Genomic DNA, 17,258 nt, shown 5'->3' with positions numbered 1-17,258 from the left:
GAGCTGTGTCACAGTTCCCGCCGCAGGCGCTTGAGGTGGGTCCCGGTGGTGTCACCATGGCGCGGTGACGAGTCGGACCCAACGCCGCAGGCGTCCCCAGCCGGGCCGGAAGCCGAAGGCGCCCGTGCCCCCGCCGTCGCGGCGGGAGGTGGGGCGCGCCGATCGGGCGGCGGAGCTGCTGGCGCGGGCCGGGGAACAGGGCGTGCCGCCCGCGCGGGCGCGGCGGCAGGCGCGGGTGGGCTACCTCGCGCTGGGTGTGGCGGTGTCGGCCGGGATCGTCGTGCCGGGTCTGCTGGCGCGGTTCCACGTGATGCACAGCGGCGCGCCCTGGCTGGGCGTCATGACGGGTGTGGCGGCGAGCCTGGTGCTGGACCTGCTGCCCTCCGCGCGGCAGACCGTCGGGCATGGCGGACCGGACGCGGATCTGGTCACCGCGCGCACGCTGACCGGCCTGCGGACGGTTGATCTGGACCGGCTGGCCCGGGTCCGCCGGTTTCGGACGAGGTCGCGGGTGGGCTGGGTCGACGAGCTCGCCGTCACCGACCGGTCCGGTGTGGGTTTCCGCTTCGACGACCGGGACCTCGCCGAGCGCGTTGCAGCGGCCGTGCGCCGCTCCCGCGCCTCGAAGACTCCGGACGGCCCTGGGGTCGAGGTCTCACGCTTCGCCGCGATTCGGCTGGGCCTGGCCTCCGCTCCCAGTGCAACCGAGCGTGCCGACCGGGCCACGGCCGACTTCGCCCTCACCATCCTGGTGCCACTGTGCGCGGCGCTCCTCGGCGCGCTCGCGGTGTGGCTGGTCGCCTCCGCATGAGAGCGCGGGCCCAGGTCTCGGTGATCGGTGGGGAGACCTGTTCCCGCGCTTCCTATGGCCACCGCCCGGGGAAAGGGCGTCCGGAGGCTACCGCCCGGTGTAGGTGAACTCGTCGGACGGGCTGGTGGGAGAGGTGGCCTTGCCGACCGTCACGGTGATGTCCACCGTCTGCGACACGTCGGGCTGATCGGGCGCGGTGGCGATGAGCTGGCCGGTGGAGACGAACTTGACCGAGTCGGACACCTGGTCCCCGAAGTGCACGGTGGCGCCGTCCGCGAAACCCGAGCCGTTGACGGTGACGGGGGTGCCGACGTTCCCGCTGCGCGGGCCGACCTTGCTGACCACCACGGGTGCGGGCCCGCCGTAGGCGAACTGCCCCATCGCGACTGCCGGCGAGGTGCCGAGGGTGTTGGTGACGCGGACGTGGACGACGCCGATCCCGATAGGGGCCCGTGCGGTGATCTTGGTGCCGGAGGGGTCGATGACGGGCTCCTTGTCCTTGCAGGCGAAGGGGCCGAAGTCGACCAGGCTGTCCGGGCTGAAGCCGCTGCCGTAGATGGTCACCTCCTGGCCCGGTGCGCCGAAGGTCGGGGTCACGTACTCCACCGCCGGCCCGGCCGGGACGACAGGCGCCCCCACCAGCTCCAGGTAGGTGTCGTTGGCGTGCTGGAAGGCGACCTGGCCGAGGTAGTCCTGGGTGGTCTTGTTGACCAGGTTGTCGTCGAGGAGCGTGTATCCGGGGTTCATCAGGCAGAGCGTGCCGGGCTGGACGTAGGTGTGGCCGTTGGTGCGCTTGGAGATCTTGTCGATCTTGCTCTTCACGTCGTCGGTCGCCTGCGGTCCCGGGCTCGGGTACCAGTCCTTGGTGACGTCGAGATCGGCCCAGGCGTGCGGCACCAGGTCGTAGGCGTTGTTCTGGCGCTCGTCGACGAACCACGACCGGGAGTCGAAGTAGTCGACGAAGTTCTGCACCCCGGCGGTGGGAGCGGCAAAGGTCATCACCCCGAACTGCGTCCCCTGCGGCCAGGGCTGGGCCTGCAGGTACAGCGCGAGCATGCTGGCGATGCAGCCGCCCAGGCTGTGACCGGTCAGATAGACGGTCGGCGGCGGCGAGACGGGCGCCGCCTTCACTGCGATGGCGAGCGCATCGACGAGCTTGCGGTTCGCGATGGGCGAGGCGGCGGTCGAGTAGGCGTTGACCACCCGGTCGAACGCCTTCTTCGCCCCCAGGGACACGTCGATGGGCTTCGGCGATCCGCTCTCGGGGAACGGGACCACGATGCCGACCTCGAGGTCCTCGAAGATGTCGGTCAGATCGGCGTCGGTGCCGCGAGCGACCACGGCGAACTGGTTCGTGCCATCGGTGCTGCGTGCGATGTACGCCATGTTGGCGTTGGCGGGGCTCAGGGCGAGCCATGCCAGCTCCCAAACGCCCTGCGTGGCAAGGCTGGCATCGCTCAGCTGCGCGTCGATGCCGGTGATGATGCGTTCGGTCTGCTGCTCCAGCTTCTCCCCGGACGGACGCGGGGTGTTCGCGGTGGCTGCAAGGGCGGCCAGGGTCATGGTCACCTGGGCGATTGCCGGATCGGATGCCATCGTCGTGTCTGCTCCTCGGATCTGTTGCCAGTGGGGAGGCGGGACGGCCTTTCGACGGCGTCAGGGCAGACGTGCGCCCGGCCGACCGCCACAGTTGTTCGTGCACCATCAGACCCCTCCGTTGCGCAGTCCGTCGCCTTTCCCGCCCTCGGGTTGACCAGGTTCACCTTGTTGGCCGCGCGTCAAAACGCCTGTGCGATTCGATGAGCCCAGGGCGCGCGCCGCCCGGTTCCTCCACCTGCGGGTGGAGCGCGGCGTGTCCACCCGTGGTGGGGTGCGGGCGAGTTGGGCGGTGGGAGACCGTGGAGGCATGCCGTCGTCGACCGTGGGGAGCGCTTCCGTGGATCTGCCGAGTCTCTTGTCCGTGCTGGGCCTGCTCTGCTGGATCGGCTACGAGGTGCTGCTGCGCCGCCGCGAGGTCGCGGACGCGGCGACCTGGGAGACCGACGAGCGCGACCGCGGCTCGACCCGACTGCTGATCGGGTGCTACCTCGCCGCGGCGCTGGTGAACGTCGCCTTCGGCGCGGCCTCGGTCGGCATGGTCCCGAACGCGGTGCGCTGGATCGGCGTCGCGGTCCTGGCGTGCGGCCTGGCCCTGCGCGCCTGGGGCATGCGGACGCTGTCGGAGTACTACACCCGCACCCTGCGCACCGTCGACGACCAGTGGGTCGTGCAGCAGGGCCCGTACCGCCTGATCCGCCACCCCGGCTACTGCGGCAGTCTCCTGGTGTGGATCGGCTACGCCTTCGGCCTGGGCAGCTGGCCCGCGACCGTCCTCACCGCCGCGATCCTCGGCACCGCGTACGTCTGGCGCATCACCGCCGAGGAACAGCTCCTGCTCACCGCCCTCGGCCCCGCCTACGCGGACTACCGCGTGCACACGAAGCGGCTGATCCCCTTCGTCTACTGAACCGCCCGCCGCGGGCGACGCCTCGGGCTGTGGCCCGTCACCGTCCGGCCGTCGCGCAGCTGCGCGGGCGCGGGAGGCCACGTGGCGCGCCGCCGCGCCCGGCAGGGGTCGTCCGGCGCGGGGGCTTCACACGCGCCGCGGGACGGTGGCCGCCGGCTCGGTGAGGGGCGCGGGGCGACGGAGGCGGAGGCGTTCGGCGCTCGCGGTGAGCAGACGGGCGGTGCGGGAGCCCCCGCGCGTGGTGCCCATGGAGGCGCGCGACGTCGCGTGCCTCGCGTGCCAGTCGCGGGCGAGGTCGGCGACGACGTGCGCGGCCTGGCGGTGTTCGGGCAACGGCGCGAGGTGGACGCGGCCGCGCGCGGCCTGCTCCGCGAGGGCGTGTGCCAGGGCCTGCGGGTCGCGTGGCCACGGGGCGAGGCCGGAGGAGGCCAGGGTGGCCGCGTTGGCGCGGCCGTGGCCGGAGATGACCTCGTAGCTGACGGCAGGGAGGCCCGCGACGAGCGCCTCGGTGAAGGAGAGCCCGCCGGCGTTGTGGACCAGCACGTCCGCGGCGCCCATCAGGGCGGGCACGTCGGTGCGCCAGCCGAGCGCGACCACGTCCGGGAAGGCGGAGAGCCGCTGCCGCAGCCGCTCGTTGCGGCCGCACAGGACGACGGGCGTCACACCGTCGACGGCGCGCAGCGCCTCGACGCTGGAGGTGACGTCGCCGAGACCCATCGAGCCGGTCATCAGCAGGGCCATCAACGCGTCTGCCGGCACGCCGAGTTCGGCGCGCAGCGTGGCGCGATCGGAGGTGGGGAGCGGGGCGGCGAAGCTGTCGCAGGCGAGGGGCCCGGCGGCGGCCATCGGGATGCCGTAGCGCTCGCTGCCCTCGGCGGCGGTGGCCTCGGTGACGGTGAGGTGCACCTGCACCCTGGGGTGGATCCAGAGGCGGTGCGGCGCGGGGTCGGTGAGGTAGCAGACGGTGGGGACGGTGAGCGCGCCCTCCTCCGTCAGCAGGCCCATGCTCTGCGCGGCGAACGGGAAGGTGGTGACCACCGCGTCCCAGCCCTCGTCCACCCAGCGTCCCAGCTCGCGGGAGGCGAGCCGGCACAGGTACAGGGTGAGCGAGCGCACGACGGAGTCGTGCTCCTCGTTCTGGAAGAGCCACTCGAAGAACCAGGGCATCTTTCCGGCGCTGAACTCGTAGCCGTCCTGGAGCAGGCGACGGTAGCGGCGCGGCAGGGTGTCCAGGTAGTCGCGGCAGCTGACCTCGAGGCCGAGGCCGGTCAGACGGCGCGTCAGCTCGTTGGCGGCCCCGTTGTGTCCTGCGCCGACGCTGCCGGTCACGACCAGCACACGCGGCGGCCGGTCGGCCGAGGCGGGGTGGCGCTCGCATCCGTCGTCGCCGCGACGGGCGCGGCGCGGCCGGACGGCCCGCACGGGGTCGGGGGTGGTGACGGGGGCGGCGGCCGGGGGCGCGGTAGTCTGCACAGCCTGCATGGATCTTCCGCTCGACGACGACGATGACGCCTGGACGGTGCCCGGGTAGGCACGGCGGACGCGGGCCCTCGCCGGTCGGGCGCGGCCTCACGTCTTGCGCCGTACCCTAGGGGAGATCCGGAGTCGTCCCGTCCTGTTTCGGATGAGCACTGAACGGCGAGTCGGTGAACGCCTGACGTCCGCGTCGGCCCCGAAGCGGCCAGGGGTCAATGGCCAGCGGTCAAAGACCAGTCGAGCAGTTCCGGGGCACGGATGGACGCCAACGCGTCCCAGGCCGCCCGGCCGCCCGGCAGCGGCCACGCCGTGGTGCGGGCGCGCTCCGTGACGACGCCGCTCACCGCGTCCGCGTGGGTGCGCTCGGCCGCCTGCCGCGCGATCGCGCCGTGGACGGTGAGTTCCGCGCGGCGTCGCTCGTGGTGCGCGTCGACGACCGCGATGGTCTCCTGCTGCCGGGCGAGGTCCAGCCCGCGTCCGAGAATCAGCGCGGAGGGCCGGTCAGTTCACTCGCTGGTTCCCGCTGGCGGCTCGGACTCGTCCGACCCTGTCGTCGGCGCCTCGCCTGCTCCCCGCGTTTCGGCCTGCTCGGCGTCGGACGCGGGCCCCTCGGCGGCACCGCTGTCGGCGCCTCCGCCTGTCCAACCAGGCATGGCTCCCCCTCCCGCAGAGGACCGGTCCCGTCATGATGACAGCCCCGCAGGAGCGCAGCAGCGGGAAACCCGGTCACCTGGGCCGGCCCCGGTGCGGTGGGGCCGGCGCGGTGGAGGGGCGGCGTCAGCCGAGGCCGAGGGTGGTGGCGATCTGGTTGGCCATCGCGGACTCGCCGGTCGCGTTGGGGTGGACGGGCACGTAGTTGGTGCCGAAGAGGATGGGCTCGATCCAGCGGGTGCCGGAGGGCTCGCAGGCGTCGTGGCCGTTGGAGACGGCGGACATGTCGACGTAGGTGACGCCGTTGTCGGCGGCGGCGCGCTGGACCGCGGCGTTGAGGTGGGCTTCGAGGTCCCGCAGGTAGGGGATGTCGCCGGAGGCGATCGGCATCTTGGCGAAGCAGCCGGGCACGGCCTGCGCGGGGACGATCCACGGGTAGCCGACGATGGCGACGCGGGCGTTGGGGGCCTTGGCCTTGACGGCGGCCAGGGTGGCGTCGAGGGACTGGTAGGTCGTGGTGTCGATCGTGTTGTCGAAGCTGTCGCCGTAGATCGACTGGCACGGGTGACCGAACCCGAGCGTGACCACGCCCGCCGAGCCGCAGGCGAGGACCGCGTCGATGAAGGTGTTGCTGTCGTTGCCGCCGATGGTCATGGTGACCAGGTCGGTGCTGTCGTTCAGTGCGTCCAGCTGCGGGGCGACGCCGGGGTACTGCGAGCCGGCGTAGTCCTGCGTCTTCGCGCCGCCGCAGGTGACGTCGGTGAGGTCGAGCCCGAGTCTGCTCGCCAGGTCGTGGGGGTAGTTGACGGCCGATCTGGCGCACTCCAGGGGCGCGCTGAGGTCCAGCGGCAGCACACCGGAGCCGGCGCTGTAGCTGTCGCCCATGGCGACGTAGTTGAGCGCGGACGCCGCCTGCGCCTGGGCGGGGACCGTGAGGCACATCCCCGCGACGGCGGAGACGGCCACGGCGGCCGCGGCGAGACGACGGGAGCGGGCACTGAGCGACATACGGGATCTCCTTGAACCGGGGGTGGGGCCGTGACAGGAGAAGAGCCGGAGAAAAATCGACGGCACCCGGAGAGAGATCAGGTGTCGCCGACGTTTCCGCTAAGTTACTGGCCGGGAAGTTACCCACTGGTTCATGGGAGAGCAATAGACGTGACGCCATCCGTGACACGGTTCAGCTGATTGCGCGTCAGCTGCCCTCTTTCGCACGAAATACGGCTCCCGCCGTCGCATCGGCAGCCCACGTCGCCCCGGTGGGGTAACGGATCGACACCGAACGGCAGACCGCCCTGGACCGGCCGCGCGGCAGTCGGTCAGTATGCGATCTCGCACCTGTGATCCGTCGCGCGGCTGACGCCCGTCACGCCGCGCCACCCGTACCCGAGGACGTCATCGATGCCGCGCCGCCTGTCCGTAGTCCGCCCCGTCGTCGCAGCGCTGCTGACCCTGCCGGTCCTGGCCGCCTGCTCCAGCGGCCACGGCAGCGCGTCCGCCCCCGTCACGGCGGCCTCCTCGAGCCCCTCCCCGGCGTCCCCCGCCTCCGCGTCCGCGCCGATCGCGACGCCCAGCGCGTCCGCTTCGGTGGTCCACCCGACCACCGAAGCGGCTCCCGGGACCCCGCCCATGAAGGTGCGCGACGCGTTCGCGGTGCTCCAGGCGACGTACAACGACAGCTGCGGCACGCCAGGGAACTGCTCGTACTTCCTCAACCGGCTGCTGGACAACCTCGACGACCTCGACAACGCGATGAAGGCCAGCTCCGAGGGCACCGCCCACTTCAGCCGGCCACTCGCCTGGATCAGCCACCTGCACACCGTGCTGGGCGGCGACTTCTCCTTCACCAACCTGGACAAGCACCAGAGCCTCCTCGTCACCACCCGGGACGAGATCAACACCTGGATGCAGTCCTACCCCGAGGACTACCGGTAGCGCTCGCGCGACGCGGACGCGTGCGGCCCCGGCGGTGGTCCGCCGGGGCCGCACGTCCTGCACCTGCTACCGGGTCTACCCGGACTACCGGGTGATCAGCGGCGGCCGATGGCCGGGTCGCTGGTGGTGGCCCGGCCGGTCTCCACGTGGCCGGCGAGGCGGCGCAGCGCGGTGGGATGTCCGTCGGTCAGGACGGAGATGTCGTACCAGCCCGAGGTGCGGCCGGTGTCGATGCGGTGCTCGACCTTGGCGCCCGGACGCAGCTGGACCGTGGCCTGGTGCTGCGAACCGTAGGCGTCGACGAGGGCGACGCGAAGCGTGGTCGCGGCGTGGTTGGTGAGGGTGAGCAGCAGGTGGCCGGAGTCGCCCTCGTGGCGGGCCGTCACCTCGACGCCGCGCCGGCCCGCGTCGCCCCGGAACTGGCGCACGAAGCCGGCCGGGCCGTGCACGGTCAGCTCGTACGGGCCGCTGGCGGGGGCGGTCCAGGCGTTGGACAGTTCGCGGCCCGCCTCGACCGTGAAGCTCCACGGGCCGTCGGTGCGGGTGGCGGAGGTGGCCAGGAACTGCGCGCCCACGCGGCCGTGGCTGGCGAAGTCCACCGTCAGCGCGCCCTTCGCGTCCACGCCGCCGTCGACGCACAGGTCGTACGGGAGCGGCCGGGCCGGACGGGTGCCGGGCTCCTGCTTGGGCAGCACCGGGTTGGCGGGCAGCGTCGGCACGTAGTCGGGGTGGCGGTCGGCGTCCTTGGGCACGTACGCGGCCGTGGACGGCAGGCTCGGCGTGCCCGCGTGGTGGCGACGGAAGTCGAACGCGGCGGTCAGGTCGCCGCAGACCGCGCGACGCCAGGGCGAGATGTTGGGCTCGTGCACACCGAAGCGCTGCTCGATGAACTGGATGATCGAGGTGTGGTCGAAGGTCTGCGAGCAGACGTAGCCGCCGGTGCTCCAGGGCGAGACCACCAGCATCGGCACGCGCGGCCCGAGGCCGTAGGGCCCGGACACGCCGCCGCTGCCGGTGTACAGCTCCTGGGTGATGTCGGCGGTCGACGCGCCCTGCGCCGCGCTCTCGGGCGCGAACGGCGGGACGACGTGGTCGAAGAAGCCGTCGTTCTCGTCGTAGGTGATCAGCAGCGCGGTGCGGCTCCACACCTCCGGGTCGGCCGTCAGCGCGTCGAGGACCTGCGAGAGGTACCAGGCGCCGTAGTTGACAGGCCAGTTGGGGTGCTCGGTGAAGGCCTCCGGCGCGACGATCCAGGAGACCTGGGGCAGCTTGCCGGCCTTGACGTCCGCGCGCAGGACGTCGAAGAAGCCGTCGCCGGCGCTGACGTTCGTGCCGGTGCGGGCCTTGTCGTACAGCGGGTCGCCGGGCTGGGCGTTGCGGTACTGGTCGAAGTAGAGCAGCGAGTTGTCGCCGTAGTTGCCGATGTACGCGTCGCTGGTCCAGCCCCAGTAGCCGTTGCCGTCCAGGCCTGTGCCGACGTCCTGGTAGATCTTCCAGGAGACCCCCGCCGCCTCCAGGCGCTCCGGGTAGGTCGTCCAGGCGTAGCCGGCCTCGGCGTTGGAGATGACGGGGCCGCCGCCCTTGCCGTCGTTGCCGCAGTAGCCCGTCCACATGTAGTAGCGGTTCGGGTCGGTGGGGCCGAGCAGCGAGCAGTGGTAGGCGTCGCAGACGGTGAACGCGTCGGCGAGGGCGTAGTGGAACGGGATGTCGTCACGGGTCAGGTGCGCCATCGAGGTCGCGCTCTTGGTCGGCACCCAGCGGTCGTAGCGGCCGTGGTTGAGCGCACCGTGGGTGGAGTTCCAGTCGTGCGGCAGGTCCTCGAGGAACTGCAGGCCCATGTCGGGCGCGTCCGGGTGGAACGGCAGCACGTCCTTGCCGCCGTTGGCCCCGCCGTCGTTCTGGTACCACACGGCCTTGCCGGACGGCAGGGTGACCGGGTTCGGGTCCCCGAAGCCGCGCACGCCGCGCAGCGTGCCGAAGTAGTGGTCGAAGGAGCGGTTCTCCTGCATCAGCACGACGATGTGCTCGACGTCGCGCAGGCTCCCGCTGGCGCGGTTCGCGGGGATCGAGGCGGCGCGCGCGATGCTCGACGAGAGCGCGGTGGCGGCTGCGGTACCGCCCGCGAGCTGGAGGAAGCGGCGTCGGTTAAGCGAGGACATGTCGGCTCCGGTGTGTTGGTGCTGCCGGCTACGGGACTCCGAGCGCCGGGCAACCTGTCTGAACAAGTTGCACGGTGCCTGGAGGATTCTCTGCAGTCGCGCGGGAACGGGCAAGGGCCGGTCGGCAGCGCACAGACGAACGAACGGCGAACGCACGGGTGACCGTGTCGCGGAGACCTCCGACCGCCGGGGTGGCGCGCGCTGTCACCCTAACTGCGGCCCGGGCAGAGAAAGCTGAATGCGCGTCGCGTTTCGGCGGCACGCGATCCGCCGCGGCGCGGGCCGTGCCTGGCGGGCGTCGGGGTTCCCGGCTGGCAGACTGAGCTCCATGCAGACGATCACGCTGAACAACGGTCTGACCATGCCCCAGCTGGGCTTCGGCGTCTGGCAGGTGCCGGACGCGGAGGCCCGCAGCGTCGTCGCGGAGGCGCTGCGCGCCGGCTACCGGAGCATCGACACCGCCGCCATCTACGGCAACGAGGAGGGAGTCGGGCTCGCGCTGCGCGAGAGCGGGGTGCCGCGCGAGGAGCTCTTCGTCACCACCAAGCTGTGGAACACCGAGCACTCCCACGACGACGCGCTGCGCGCCTTCGACGCGAGCCTGACGCGACTGGGCCTCGACTACGTGGACCTGTACCTGATCCACTGGCCGGTCCCGTCGCGCGACCGGTACGCGGACGCCTGGCGCGCGCTGGAGAAGATCGCCGCCGGCGGACGGGCGAAGGCCGTCGGCGTGTCGAACTTCAACGCCAAGCACCTGGAGCGGCTGTTCGCCGAGACCGACCTGGTCCCGGCCGTCAACCAGGTGGAGCTGCACCCGTACTTCCCCCAGACGCAGCTGCGCGCCCTGCACGAGAAGCACGGGATCGCCACGGAGGCCTGGAGCCCCCTCGGTCAGGGGCGCGGCCTGCTCGAGGACGCCTCCCTGGTCGCGATCGGCAAGAAGCACGACAAGACCGCCGCCCAGGTCGTGCTGCGCTGGCACCTCCAGCTGGGCAACGTCGTCATCCCCAAGTCGGTGACGCCGGAGCGGATCCACCAGAACTTCGACGTCTTCGACTTCACCCTGGACGCCGAGGACCTGGCCGCGATCGCCGATCTCGACCGCGGCGGCCGCATCGGCCCGGACCCGGACACCTTCGACTGGATGGGCTGATCGCGCGCGGGGCGCGTCCCCTCGGTCCTTCCTGCAGACGTCACCGTCGGAAATCCGTTCGTCCACGCCGCGAACGGGCTGGTAGGAAGGGCCCATGACCGACGAAGCCCACCATCACGAGGATCACGACGACGCCCTGACGACGATGCTCGCCGAGCGGGCCTGCGAGCGTGTCGTCGTCGACTTCGTCCACCGCCTCGACCTCGGGGATCCCGGCTCGGTCGCGGAGCTGTTCACCGAGGACGGGGTGTGGCGCTGGCCGGACGGCGAGCGGCGGGTCGAGGGACGCGAGGCGCTGCGCGCCTACTTCGCCGGGCGGCCGGCGGACCGGCTGTCCCGGCGGCTGATGACGAACATCCTGGTCACCGTCGAGTCGGCGACGACGGCCCGCGCCGTCTCGTACCTGACGACGTACCGGGTCGACGGCTACACCGGCGGCATGGTCGAGCCCCGGCTGCCCACCAACGTCGGCCACTACGAGGACACGTTCCGCAAGGTCGAGGGTCGCTGGCTGCTCGCCACCCGCACCGTCCACCTCCCGTTCGGCGCGGACACCGAGCGCCTCGCGCCGGTCGGGCCTCGGGGCGAGGGCGGTGACGGCCGCGAGGGCGGTGCCGGCGACCAGGGCGGGTTCCGGATCAGGCCCGCGCTGCCGACGGAGGCCGCCACGCTGAGTGAGCTGGTGCTGCGGTCCAAGGGGCACTGGGGTTACGACGAGGCGTTCCTGGCGTCGTGTCGGGAGGAGCTGACCGTGCACGGCGAGGAGCTGGCCGCCCGGCGGGCCGTGGTCGCGGAGGTGGACGGACGACTGCTGGGGGTGGCCACGCTGGAAGGCGAGCCGCCGGTCGGCGAGCTCGGGATGCTGTTCGTCGCGCCCGAGGCGATGGGGCGGGGCGTCGGCAGGGCGCTCTACCGGCACGTGGAGGCGACCGCGCGCGAGCTGGGCTGCACCCGTCTGGAGCTGGACGCCGATCCGAACGCCGAGCCGTTCTACCGGGCCATGGGCGCCGAGGTGGTCGGCACGTCCCCGTCCGGGTCGATCCCGGGACGCGTGGTTCCGCGCATGGCGGCGACGCTGGAGGGGTGAGACCGGAACGGTGACGGCGGAACCATTGCGCCGCCCCCTGCGGTTCAGGCCATCCAGACCACGTCGGTGACACGCAGTTCGCGGTGCTCGGGCAGCGCCACGTACGAGACGAGCACCGGCTCGCGGGGTATGACCAGCGAGAGCCGCCCGTCGGAGAGTCGCACGCCCGGCGCCTCCCGGCCCGCGTCGACCGCGGCCCCGGCCTCCAGGGCGAGGGCGCGCAGAAAGCGCAGCACGGAGCGGCACAGCGCCTCGCCCACGTCGCCGGACTTCAGCATGTCGAGCAGCACGTCGTCCACGCCCGGTCCGGTGACCAGACTCCAGCGGTGCGGCGTCGGTTCGGGCCCGGTCAATCCAGCCCGCCGGCGCGGGCTGCGAGCTCATCGAGCGTCACGCCGCCGCGCCGCGCCAGCGCGTCGGCAAGGCGCTCGGCGCGGCCGGGCAGCTGGTCGAGCATGGCCTCGCGCCACCAGGTCTCGATCACCAGGTTGATCGGCTCCCCGGCCTCCGCGCCGAGCACCTCGGCGTAGAAGGCGAGGCGCTTCTCGCTGCTGAGCGCGTTGCCGACGGCCTGGATGCTGCGTGCGATGGCCGGGACGCGCGGGTCGTCGTCGGCTCGGTGGACCGGCTGTGCGCTCAACGCCTGCCTCCTGGGTCGCCGGATGCTCCCACCAACGTACCGGTCCGGGCCTTCCCATGGGGATCTCCCGGACGCGCGGCGCGGGCCGGTGGCAGCGCCGGTTCGCGCCGCACTCCTGAGCGGTTGCTCAGTGGCCGGGAATCCCAGCCTGCTTGACCAGGTCCAGCACCTCGGCGGCACAGCCCCACGAGACGGTGACGCCGGCGCCGCCGTGACCGTAGTTGTGGACCAGGACCGCCCCGTCCGCCCCGTCCGCCCCGGCGACCCGGGCCGTCTCCAGCCTCACCGCCTCGCGGGCAGGGCGCAGCCCCACGCGCGTGCCGAGCACCTCGGCGCCGCGCAGCTCGGGCAGGACGGCCCTGCAGCGGTGCAGGATCGCCTCGCTGACGGCCGGTGACGGCTCGAGCGTCGCGTCCCCGCGCTGCGCGGTGCCGCCGAGGACGGCGGTGTCCCCGTGCGGGAACGCGTAGGTCAGCTCCGGGGCGTCGGGGGTATCGTCGCCGAAGAACTCGCGCAGCGCGCCACCGTGCCGGACCACGACAACCTGCCCGCGCACGGGCGTGACGCCGGGGTCGGGGACCAGCGTCGCGGCGCCGACTCCGGAGCAGTTGACGACGACCGGTGCCTCCTGCGCCGTCTCGGCCAGCGAGCGGTAGGCGTGGGCGCGGACGCGCCCACCCGCGTGGGTGAACCGCCGCTCCAGCCAGGCGAGGTAGCGGGGCATGTCGACCACCGGGGACCGCCGCCGCCAGCCCGTGACGTAACCCGGGCGCAGCTCGGCCGCCGTGCAGGGCCGGACCCCGGCCGAGACGGCCCAGCGCGGCGGCTCGGTGGGCGTCATCGACTGGTGCGTGCCCTCGATGACGGCCACGCCGGTCTCTTCCTGGCCGGCCGCCAGCTCCTCGAAGACCGCGAGGCTGGTGGCGGCCCAGGCCGCGACCCGGTCCTCCGGTCCGATCATGAACGGGCCCCAGGTCGCCCCCGCCGCCGCGGAGGTGGTCGCGCCGGGCAACCGCTCGGCGTCCACCCGCACCCGCAGCCCGGCCTCGGCCAGCACCGCCGCCGTGGTCAACCCGATGACCCCCGCCCCGACCACCACCACGTCGGGACGCCCCACCTCGTCGCTCGCGCTCATTCCCCGACCATGGCACACCGGCCCTCGTCCGCGCACCGGTGCCTCTCGGCGTCGACGGCCGTGCGAGGCGCCGCTCGGCTCAGCTCCGCTTGGGGAACGTGAGGTCCATCAGGCCCTTCTTCGGGTCGGGCGCGAGCAGCCAGTCGTACCGCACGACCGCGGCAAGGGCCAGCAGCAGGCTCACGCGCCGGTCGTGCAGCCGCAGCGCGTAGCGTGCGTGCACACCCTTCGACCGCGAGAGCTCGAACCCGTCACTGCCGGGCCCCTCGAAGGCGATCCGGTAGTCGAGGAGCAGATCGAGCGCGCCGCCCGCGAACGGCAGGACGGCCAGGGCCGTCGTGTGGCGTAACCGCGCGCCCCTGCCATGCGGTGTCCCGGTCAGCGGCGGGAGCCCGGGCTGTTCGACGGTCCAGGACTCCTGCTGGAACTGCGAGCCCGCGTGGTGGCTGACGGTGCCGTGCTTCGTCCCGTCGACGCCCTTGGCCCCGACGGTGGTGACCCACCCCGCCAGCTGGTCCAGACGCGGCCCGACCAGCACCTCCATGGGGTGCAGGGAGTCGTAGAAGTACGGCTTGAACAGCCGCACCGCCGGCGTGTCCGACCCCACGGGCAGCACGTCGAACGTGCTGCTGTCGCGCTCGTTCCTGGCGACCACCGTCACGGCGTCCAGCTGAGGAACCGACATGCGCCAACCTTCCGCCGTGGACCACGCGTTGCTGCCGACCGGCCGAGGGTAACAGACGAAGATCACCCGCAGGCGTTACCGTCCACTCCCTGACCCTTCGTCATCCGCCCACCAGCTGAACCAGTTTGATGAAGACGAGCACGGGATCGGCATCCAGGTCGACCACCTCGTCCAGGCTCTCGACCTGACGGTCGCCGAGCAGGACGAAGAACCCGTTGGACGCGAACGCCCGCTCGGCGACGTCGGCCTGCTCCTCCCAGTCGAGGCGCCGGGACGCGCTGAGCCAGTAGCCGTTCAGCTCCACCTCCGCGTCGGTGGGGCGCACCAACCCGTGGTAGCGAACTCCCGGCTGGGCGTTGTGCCGTGCGACCTCCTCTCGCACCCGGACCCGCACCAGCTCGCGCACCGTCACCCGCCCCGGCAGCCCCCCGACCTCGAACGCCGCGATCGCCCGCCCCGTCGCGGTCTCGTCCCGGAACTTCACGGTGGCCATCAGACCGCCCGCCTTATCTGCCTGAGGATGGACTCGTCCGTGATCCTGGCGTCGTCTGCGAGCAGGAAGGCCTTGCTGAGCACCAACGACAGCCGCTCGTCCTCGAACGGCAGGAACACCCGCCCCGTCCCGGCACCCGCGCCACCCTTCCGGGAAGGCACGACGCACAGATACGCGCCGCTGGGCTCCATCAGCACGTTCGCCGAACCCAGATGGATCCGGTACGTCGCCAACTCACCTCGCACGACCAGGAAACGGCCCTCCAGCGAGCACTTCTTGGCGATCCGCAGACGCGGCAGGATCCGCTCCAAAGCCTCGCGCCGGACCTGCGCGTTGGCGGTGAGGTCGCCGAAGACGGCGGACTGCCAGTACGCGGCGTACCGGTCGTCGCCGCGGTCGGTCCAGGTGGGGTCGGCGGCGATCGAGGTGACGGCGACGAAGAGGTCGACGTCACGCATCGCCTCGGTGAAGACGGCGGGCGGCACGTCGGTCAGCGGGACCGGCTCCCAGCGGCGGCCTGTGCGGCGGTCGAAGCGGACCTGGTCGGTGGTGGCGTGGTCGGGGCTGTAGTGGAACTGGTCGTCGGCCGGCTCGTGGTCGAACCGGACCCGCCACCCGCCGTCGCCGAACTCGCCTCGGGCTTCGCCGTCCCAGCCGCCATCGTGGTTGCACAGGTAGTTGGCCTGCCAGCCGCGTTCCTTGAACAGGGCGTAGAGGCACTGGTAGTGGACGATGTGGGCAGCGAAGCGGTTGGAGTAACCGCCCGTCTCCTCCTCTGCCGGGGTGAGCAGGTAGATCTCCCGGAAGGCCTGTTTGAACGGCTGCCGCCACTGGTCCGTCACGATCCGCTCGCGCCAGGCGCGGACCTCGTCCACGGTGGCGCGGACCGGGTGCCAGAGCCGGACCCGTGCGGGGCTGCCGACGGGCAAGCGACCGGGCGCCGCCGCCTGCCAGGGGCCGTCGTCCGCGTCCGCGAACTCCCAGATCAGGCTTCGGACCAGGGTGCCGGTGACGGGGTGGTCGCGGTAGTAGCGGCACCACTCGTCGTAGGGCCAGGTGCGGTCCGCCGACATCAGCGCCTCGAGCCGGGCCCGCTCGCCGGACAGCGTGCCACGTACCTCCTTCGCCAGTACCTTGAGCGGCCCGAGCTGCTCCGAGCCCTTGACGGCCGCCGGAGCGGTGCGGGAGGACCGGCCGTCGGGCGCGGTGAAGGTCAGGCGGACCGTCGTGCCGTCCTCGATCGCCAGCCGGACGCGGTAGCCGCCCGTGAGCGTCCGCTCCGACGAGCCGTCAGGGGCCAGCCCGTGGTCGGGTACGCTGCGCTCGACGAGCTGGCGGGAGTGATCCCCGCGCGGGCGGCGGCCGTGGTCAGTGCCGTGTCCACCTGCTTGCGCAGTGCGCGGTCGCGGATCCGCGACCGTAGACGCCACAACGCCGCCAACGCCGAGGCGTCCTCGACCTCCGCCAGTGCGTTGATGGCCGCACCCGCGAGCTTGAGGTCGGCGATCACGCCACCACCGCTGTGCAGGCCGACGCGCAGCGCGAGCGCGACCAGGTGAGCCACCGTCGCCGGGCCGCCGGTCAGGGCCGACGTCCAGATCAGGCCCCGCGCCAGGTCCCGGTCGTCCTGGTGGACCAGGAAGTGGTAGTGCGACCCCTCCCCCATCCAGTCCGCGTGCGCACCGCGCTCCTTGCTGCACAACGGCTCGTCCTCGGCCAGGCTGCGCAGCACCTCCGCCGCCAGGTCGCGCGCGGACGCGGCGTCGGCCAGCTCCGTGCACGCCCGCCGCCACCGCTGTGTCGGCCGCGGCCCGGAAAGGCCCGTCATGTGGCGCAGGAACGCCGCGAGTTCCGGCGTCGCCGCCCTCCCGGCCTGCTCCCGCAGCGCAGCGGCCCACACGTCGTACGCGGGGATCAGGCCTGCGGGGATCACCGCCTCCTCCACGCGGCCGAGCAGCGCGTCCAGCCTGGCGGTGAGTCGACCCCGCCGCCGCGCGTCGGCCTCGAGTGCGGCGACCTCCCCGCGGGCGTGACGCACCCACGCCGCCACGGCGCGGCATCCATCGGCGTCCAGCCGCTCGGCGGCGTCCAGCGCCAGGCCCAGGTCCCGCGCCGCCAGCGGCCTGCTCGCATCGGCGCACGCGCGCCGCAGCAGTGCCTCGACCTCCTCGGGCGTCCACCCGTCGAGCAGCGCCACCAGCGGCGTGACGCCCTCGCGGGCCCGCCAGGCGTCCGTGCTGTCCAGCCCGTCGGCGGTCAGCAGCGCAACCACGGCGGACCGCTGCTCCTCCTCGGTGCTGACCGAAAGCCGCTGCTCGACGACGTCCCAGGCGGCGTCGATCCGCGCGCGGTGACGCTGGTACTCCTCCTGCCCCTGCCAGTCGGCGAAGCCGAAGCGCGGCTCGGTCCGTCGGCGCTCCAGGAACTCCGCCAACCACAGCGGACAGCCCGGATCGGCCGAGCGGCGGGCCGAAGGCGCGTCGTCGTTCAGGGTCCCGGTGACCGGGGATTCGTCGAGCATGGC

The 17,258-nt window shown here is 72.6% G+C and carries 16 protein-coding genes and 1 pseudogene; 6 read left to right on the top strand and 11 right to left on the bottom strand.

The features are described from left to right. Positions 1-64 precede the first annotated feature (64 nt). The gene (locus tag TR49_RS11950; protein WP_152627206.1) at positions 65-811 is read left to right on the top strand and encodes a hypothetical protein; all 747 of its coding nucleotides are present in this window, start codon (positions 65-67) and stop codon (positions 809-811) included. Between the two features lie 87 nt (positions 812-898). Here the strand turns inward: TR49_RS11950 and TR49_RS11945 are convergent, their stop codons facing one another. Next, positions 899-2,407 (bottom strand): IPT/TIG domain-containing protein, encoded by a 1,509-nt coding sequence (locus TR49_RS11945; protein WP_042380614.1) that lies wholly within the window; start codon positions 2,405-2,407, stop codon positions 899-901. A 340-nt stretch (positions 2,408-2,747) separates the two neighbouring features. On the opposite strand from TR49_RS11945, the gene TR49_RS11940 reads away from it, so the two are divergent. Further along, positions 2,748-3,317 (top strand): methyltransferase family protein, encoded by a 570-nt coding sequence (locus TR49_RS11940; protein ID WP_236653331.1) that lies wholly within the window; start codon positions 2,748-2,750, stop codon positions 3,315-3,317. A gap of 126 nt (positions 3,318-3,443) precedes the next feature. Here TR49_RS11940 and TR49_RS11935 read toward each other — a convergent pair whose 3' ends face one another. Both TR49_RS11935 and TR49_RS11930 read right to left on the bottom strand, forming a co-directional pair. Next, complete coding sequence (locus tag TR49_RS11935) at positions 3,444-4,799, bottom strand: glycosyltransferase (RefSeq protein ID WP_052434212.1); 1,356 nt, start codon at positions 4,797-4,799, stop codon at positions 3,444-3,446. Between the two features lie 771 nt (positions 4,800-5,570). Continuing rightward, complete coding sequence (locus tag TR49_RS11930; protein ID WP_042380611.1) at positions 5,571-6,452, bottom strand: SGNH/GDSL hydrolase family protein; 882 nt, start codon at positions 6,450-6,452, stop codon at positions 5,571-5,573. 393 nt (positions 6,453-6,845) lie between these two features. Here TR49_RS11930 and TR49_RS11925 point away from each other — a divergent pair, with 393 nt between their 5' ends. Then, positions 6,846-7,379 (top strand): hypothetical protein, encoded by a 534-nt coding sequence (locus tag TR49_RS11925; RefSeq protein WP_042380608.1) that lies wholly within the window; start codon positions 6,846-6,848, stop codon positions 7,377-7,379. 95 nt (positions 7,380-7,474) lie between these two features. Here TR49_RS11925 and TR49_RS11920 read toward each other — a convergent pair whose 3' ends face one another. Beyond that, positions 7,475-9,538 (bottom strand): phosphocholine-specific phospholipase C, encoded by a 2,064-nt coding sequence (locus TR49_RS11920; RefSeq protein ID WP_042380605.1) that lies wholly within the window; start codon positions 9,536-9,538, stop codon positions 7,475-7,477. A gap of 328 nt (positions 9,539-9,866) precedes the next feature. Here TR49_RS11920 and TR49_RS11915 point away from each other — a divergent pair, with 328 nt between their 5' ends. From TR49_RS11915 to TR49_RS41385, 3 genes and pseudogenes are all read left to right on the top strand, one after another. Then, positions 9,867-10,694, top strand: coding sequence for an aldo/keto reductase (locus TR49_RS11915; RefSeq protein ID WP_042380603.1), 828 nt, complete (start codon positions 9,867-9,869; stop codon positions 10,692-10,694). 145 nt (positions 10,695-10,839) lie between these two features. Beyond that, positions 10,840-11,271: pseudogene (locus TR49_RS11910) on the top strand (nuclear transport factor 2 family protein); the annotation flags it as partial. A 60-nt stretch (positions 11,272-11,331) separates the two neighbouring features. After that, positions 11,332-11,781: a GNAT family N-acetyltransferase gene (locus tag TR49_RS41385; RefSeq protein WP_084724827.1), complete on the top strand. Its 450-nt coding sequence runs from the start codon at positions 11,332-11,334 to the stop codon at positions 11,779-11,781. A gap of 44 nt (positions 11,782-11,825) precedes the next feature. On the opposite strand, the gene TR49_RS11905 is transcribed toward TR49_RS41385, so the two are convergent. The 7 genes from TR49_RS11905 to TR49_RS45475 form a co-directional block, all read right to left on the bottom strand. Further along, positions 11,826-12,134 carry a hypothetical protein gene (locus TR49_RS11905; RefSeq protein WP_042380601.1) on the bottom strand — a complete coding sequence of 103 codons (309 nt, stop codon included), beginning with the start codon at positions 12,132-12,134 and terminating at the stop codon, positions 11,826-11,828. Beyond that, positions 12,131-12,421: a hypothetical protein gene (locus TR49_RS11900; protein WP_042380599.1), complete on the bottom strand. Its 291-nt coding sequence runs from the start codon at positions 12,419-12,421 to the stop codon at positions 12,131-12,133. The genes TR49_RS11905 and TR49_RS11900 overlap by 4 nt, the downstream gene beginning before the upstream one ends. Before the next feature lie 127 nt (positions 12,422-12,548). After that, positions 12,549-13,556, bottom strand: a complete 1,008-nt coding sequence (locus TR49_RS11895) for an FAD-dependent oxidoreductase (protein ID WP_042380596.1) — start codon at positions 13,554-13,556, stop codon at positions 12,549-12,551. Between the two features lie 79 nt (positions 13,557-13,635). After that, positions 13,636-14,241 carry a hypothetical protein gene (locus TR49_RS11890; protein WP_042380593.1) on the bottom strand — a complete coding sequence of 202 codons (606 nt, stop codon included), beginning with the start codon at positions 14,239-14,241 and terminating at the stop codon, positions 13,636-13,638. A 100-nt stretch (positions 14,242-14,341) separates the two neighbouring features. Beyond that, positions 14,342-14,734: a hypothetical protein gene (locus TR49_RS11885; protein ID WP_042380590.1), complete on the bottom strand. Its 393-nt coding sequence runs from the start codon at positions 14,732-14,734 to the stop codon at positions 14,342-14,344. Further along, the gene (locus TR49_RS41380; protein WP_236653335.1) at positions 14,734-15,951 is read right to left on the bottom strand and encodes a DUF4132 domain-containing protein; all 1,218 of its coding nucleotides are present in this window, start codon (positions 15,949-15,951) and stop codon (positions 14,734-14,736) included. The genes TR49_RS11885 and TR49_RS41380 overlap by 1 nt, the downstream gene beginning before the upstream one ends. Next, positions 15,948-17,255 (bottom strand): hypothetical protein, encoded by a 1,308-nt coding sequence (locus tag TR49_RS45475; RefSeq protein WP_052434210.1) that lies wholly within the window; start codon positions 17,253-17,255, stop codon positions 15,948-15,950. Before TR49_RS45475 ends, TR49_RS41380 begins: the two co-directional genes overlap by 4 nt. Between the last annotated feature and the right edge of the window lie 3 nt (positions 17,256-17,258).

Source organism: Streptacidiphilus melanogenes (assembly GCF_000787835.1).
GTDB classification, from domain to species: Bacteria; Actinomycetota; Actinomycetes; order Streptomycetales; family Streptomycetaceae; genus Streptacidiphilus; species Streptacidiphilus melanogenes.
This window is presented reverse-complemented; position numbering and strand designations above follow the sequence as displayed.

Bases quoted from the DNA above. Each gene is read 5' to 3' on its own strand.
- TR49_RS11945 (WP_042380614.1), bottom strand. From the start codon at position 2,407: ATGGCATCCGATCCGGCAATCGCCCAGGTGACCATGACCCTGGCCGCC.
- TR49_RS11935 (WP_052434212.1), bottom strand. From the start codon at position 4,799: ATGCAGGCTGTGCAGACTACCGCGCCCCCGGCCGCCGCCCCCGTCACC.
- TR49_RS11930 (WP_042380611.1), bottom strand. From the start codon at position 6,452: ATGTCGCTCAGTGCCCGCTCCCGTCGTCTCGCCGCGGCCGCCGTGGCC.
- TR49_RS11925 (WP_042380608.1), top strand. From the start codon at position 6,846: ATGCCGCGCCGCCTGTCCGTAGTCCGCCCCGTCGTCGCAGCGCTGCTG.
- TR49_RS11920 (WP_042380605.1), bottom strand. From the start codon at position 9,538: ATGTCCTCGCTTAACCGACGCCGCTTCCTCCAGCTCGCGGGCGGTACC.
- TR49_RS11915 (WP_042380603.1), top strand. From the start codon at position 9,867: ATGCAGACGATCACGCTGAACAACGGTCTGACCATGCCCCAGCTGGGC.
- TR49_RS11895 (WP_042380596.1), bottom strand. From the start codon at position 13,556: ATGAGCGCGAGCGACGAGGTGGGGCGTCCCGACGTGGTGGTGGTCGGG.
- TR49_RS11890 (WP_042380593.1), bottom strand. From the start codon at position 14,241: ATGTCGGTTCCTCAGCTGGACGCCGTGACGGTGGTCGCCAGGAACGAG.
- TR49_RS11885 (WP_042380590.1), bottom strand. From the start codon at position 14,734: ATGGCCACCGTGAAGTTCCGGGACGAGACCGCGACGGGGCGGGCGATC.
- TR49_RS45475 (WP_052434210.1), bottom strand. From the start codon at position 17,255: ATGCTCGACGAATCCCCGGTCACCGGGACCCTGAACGACGACGCGCCT.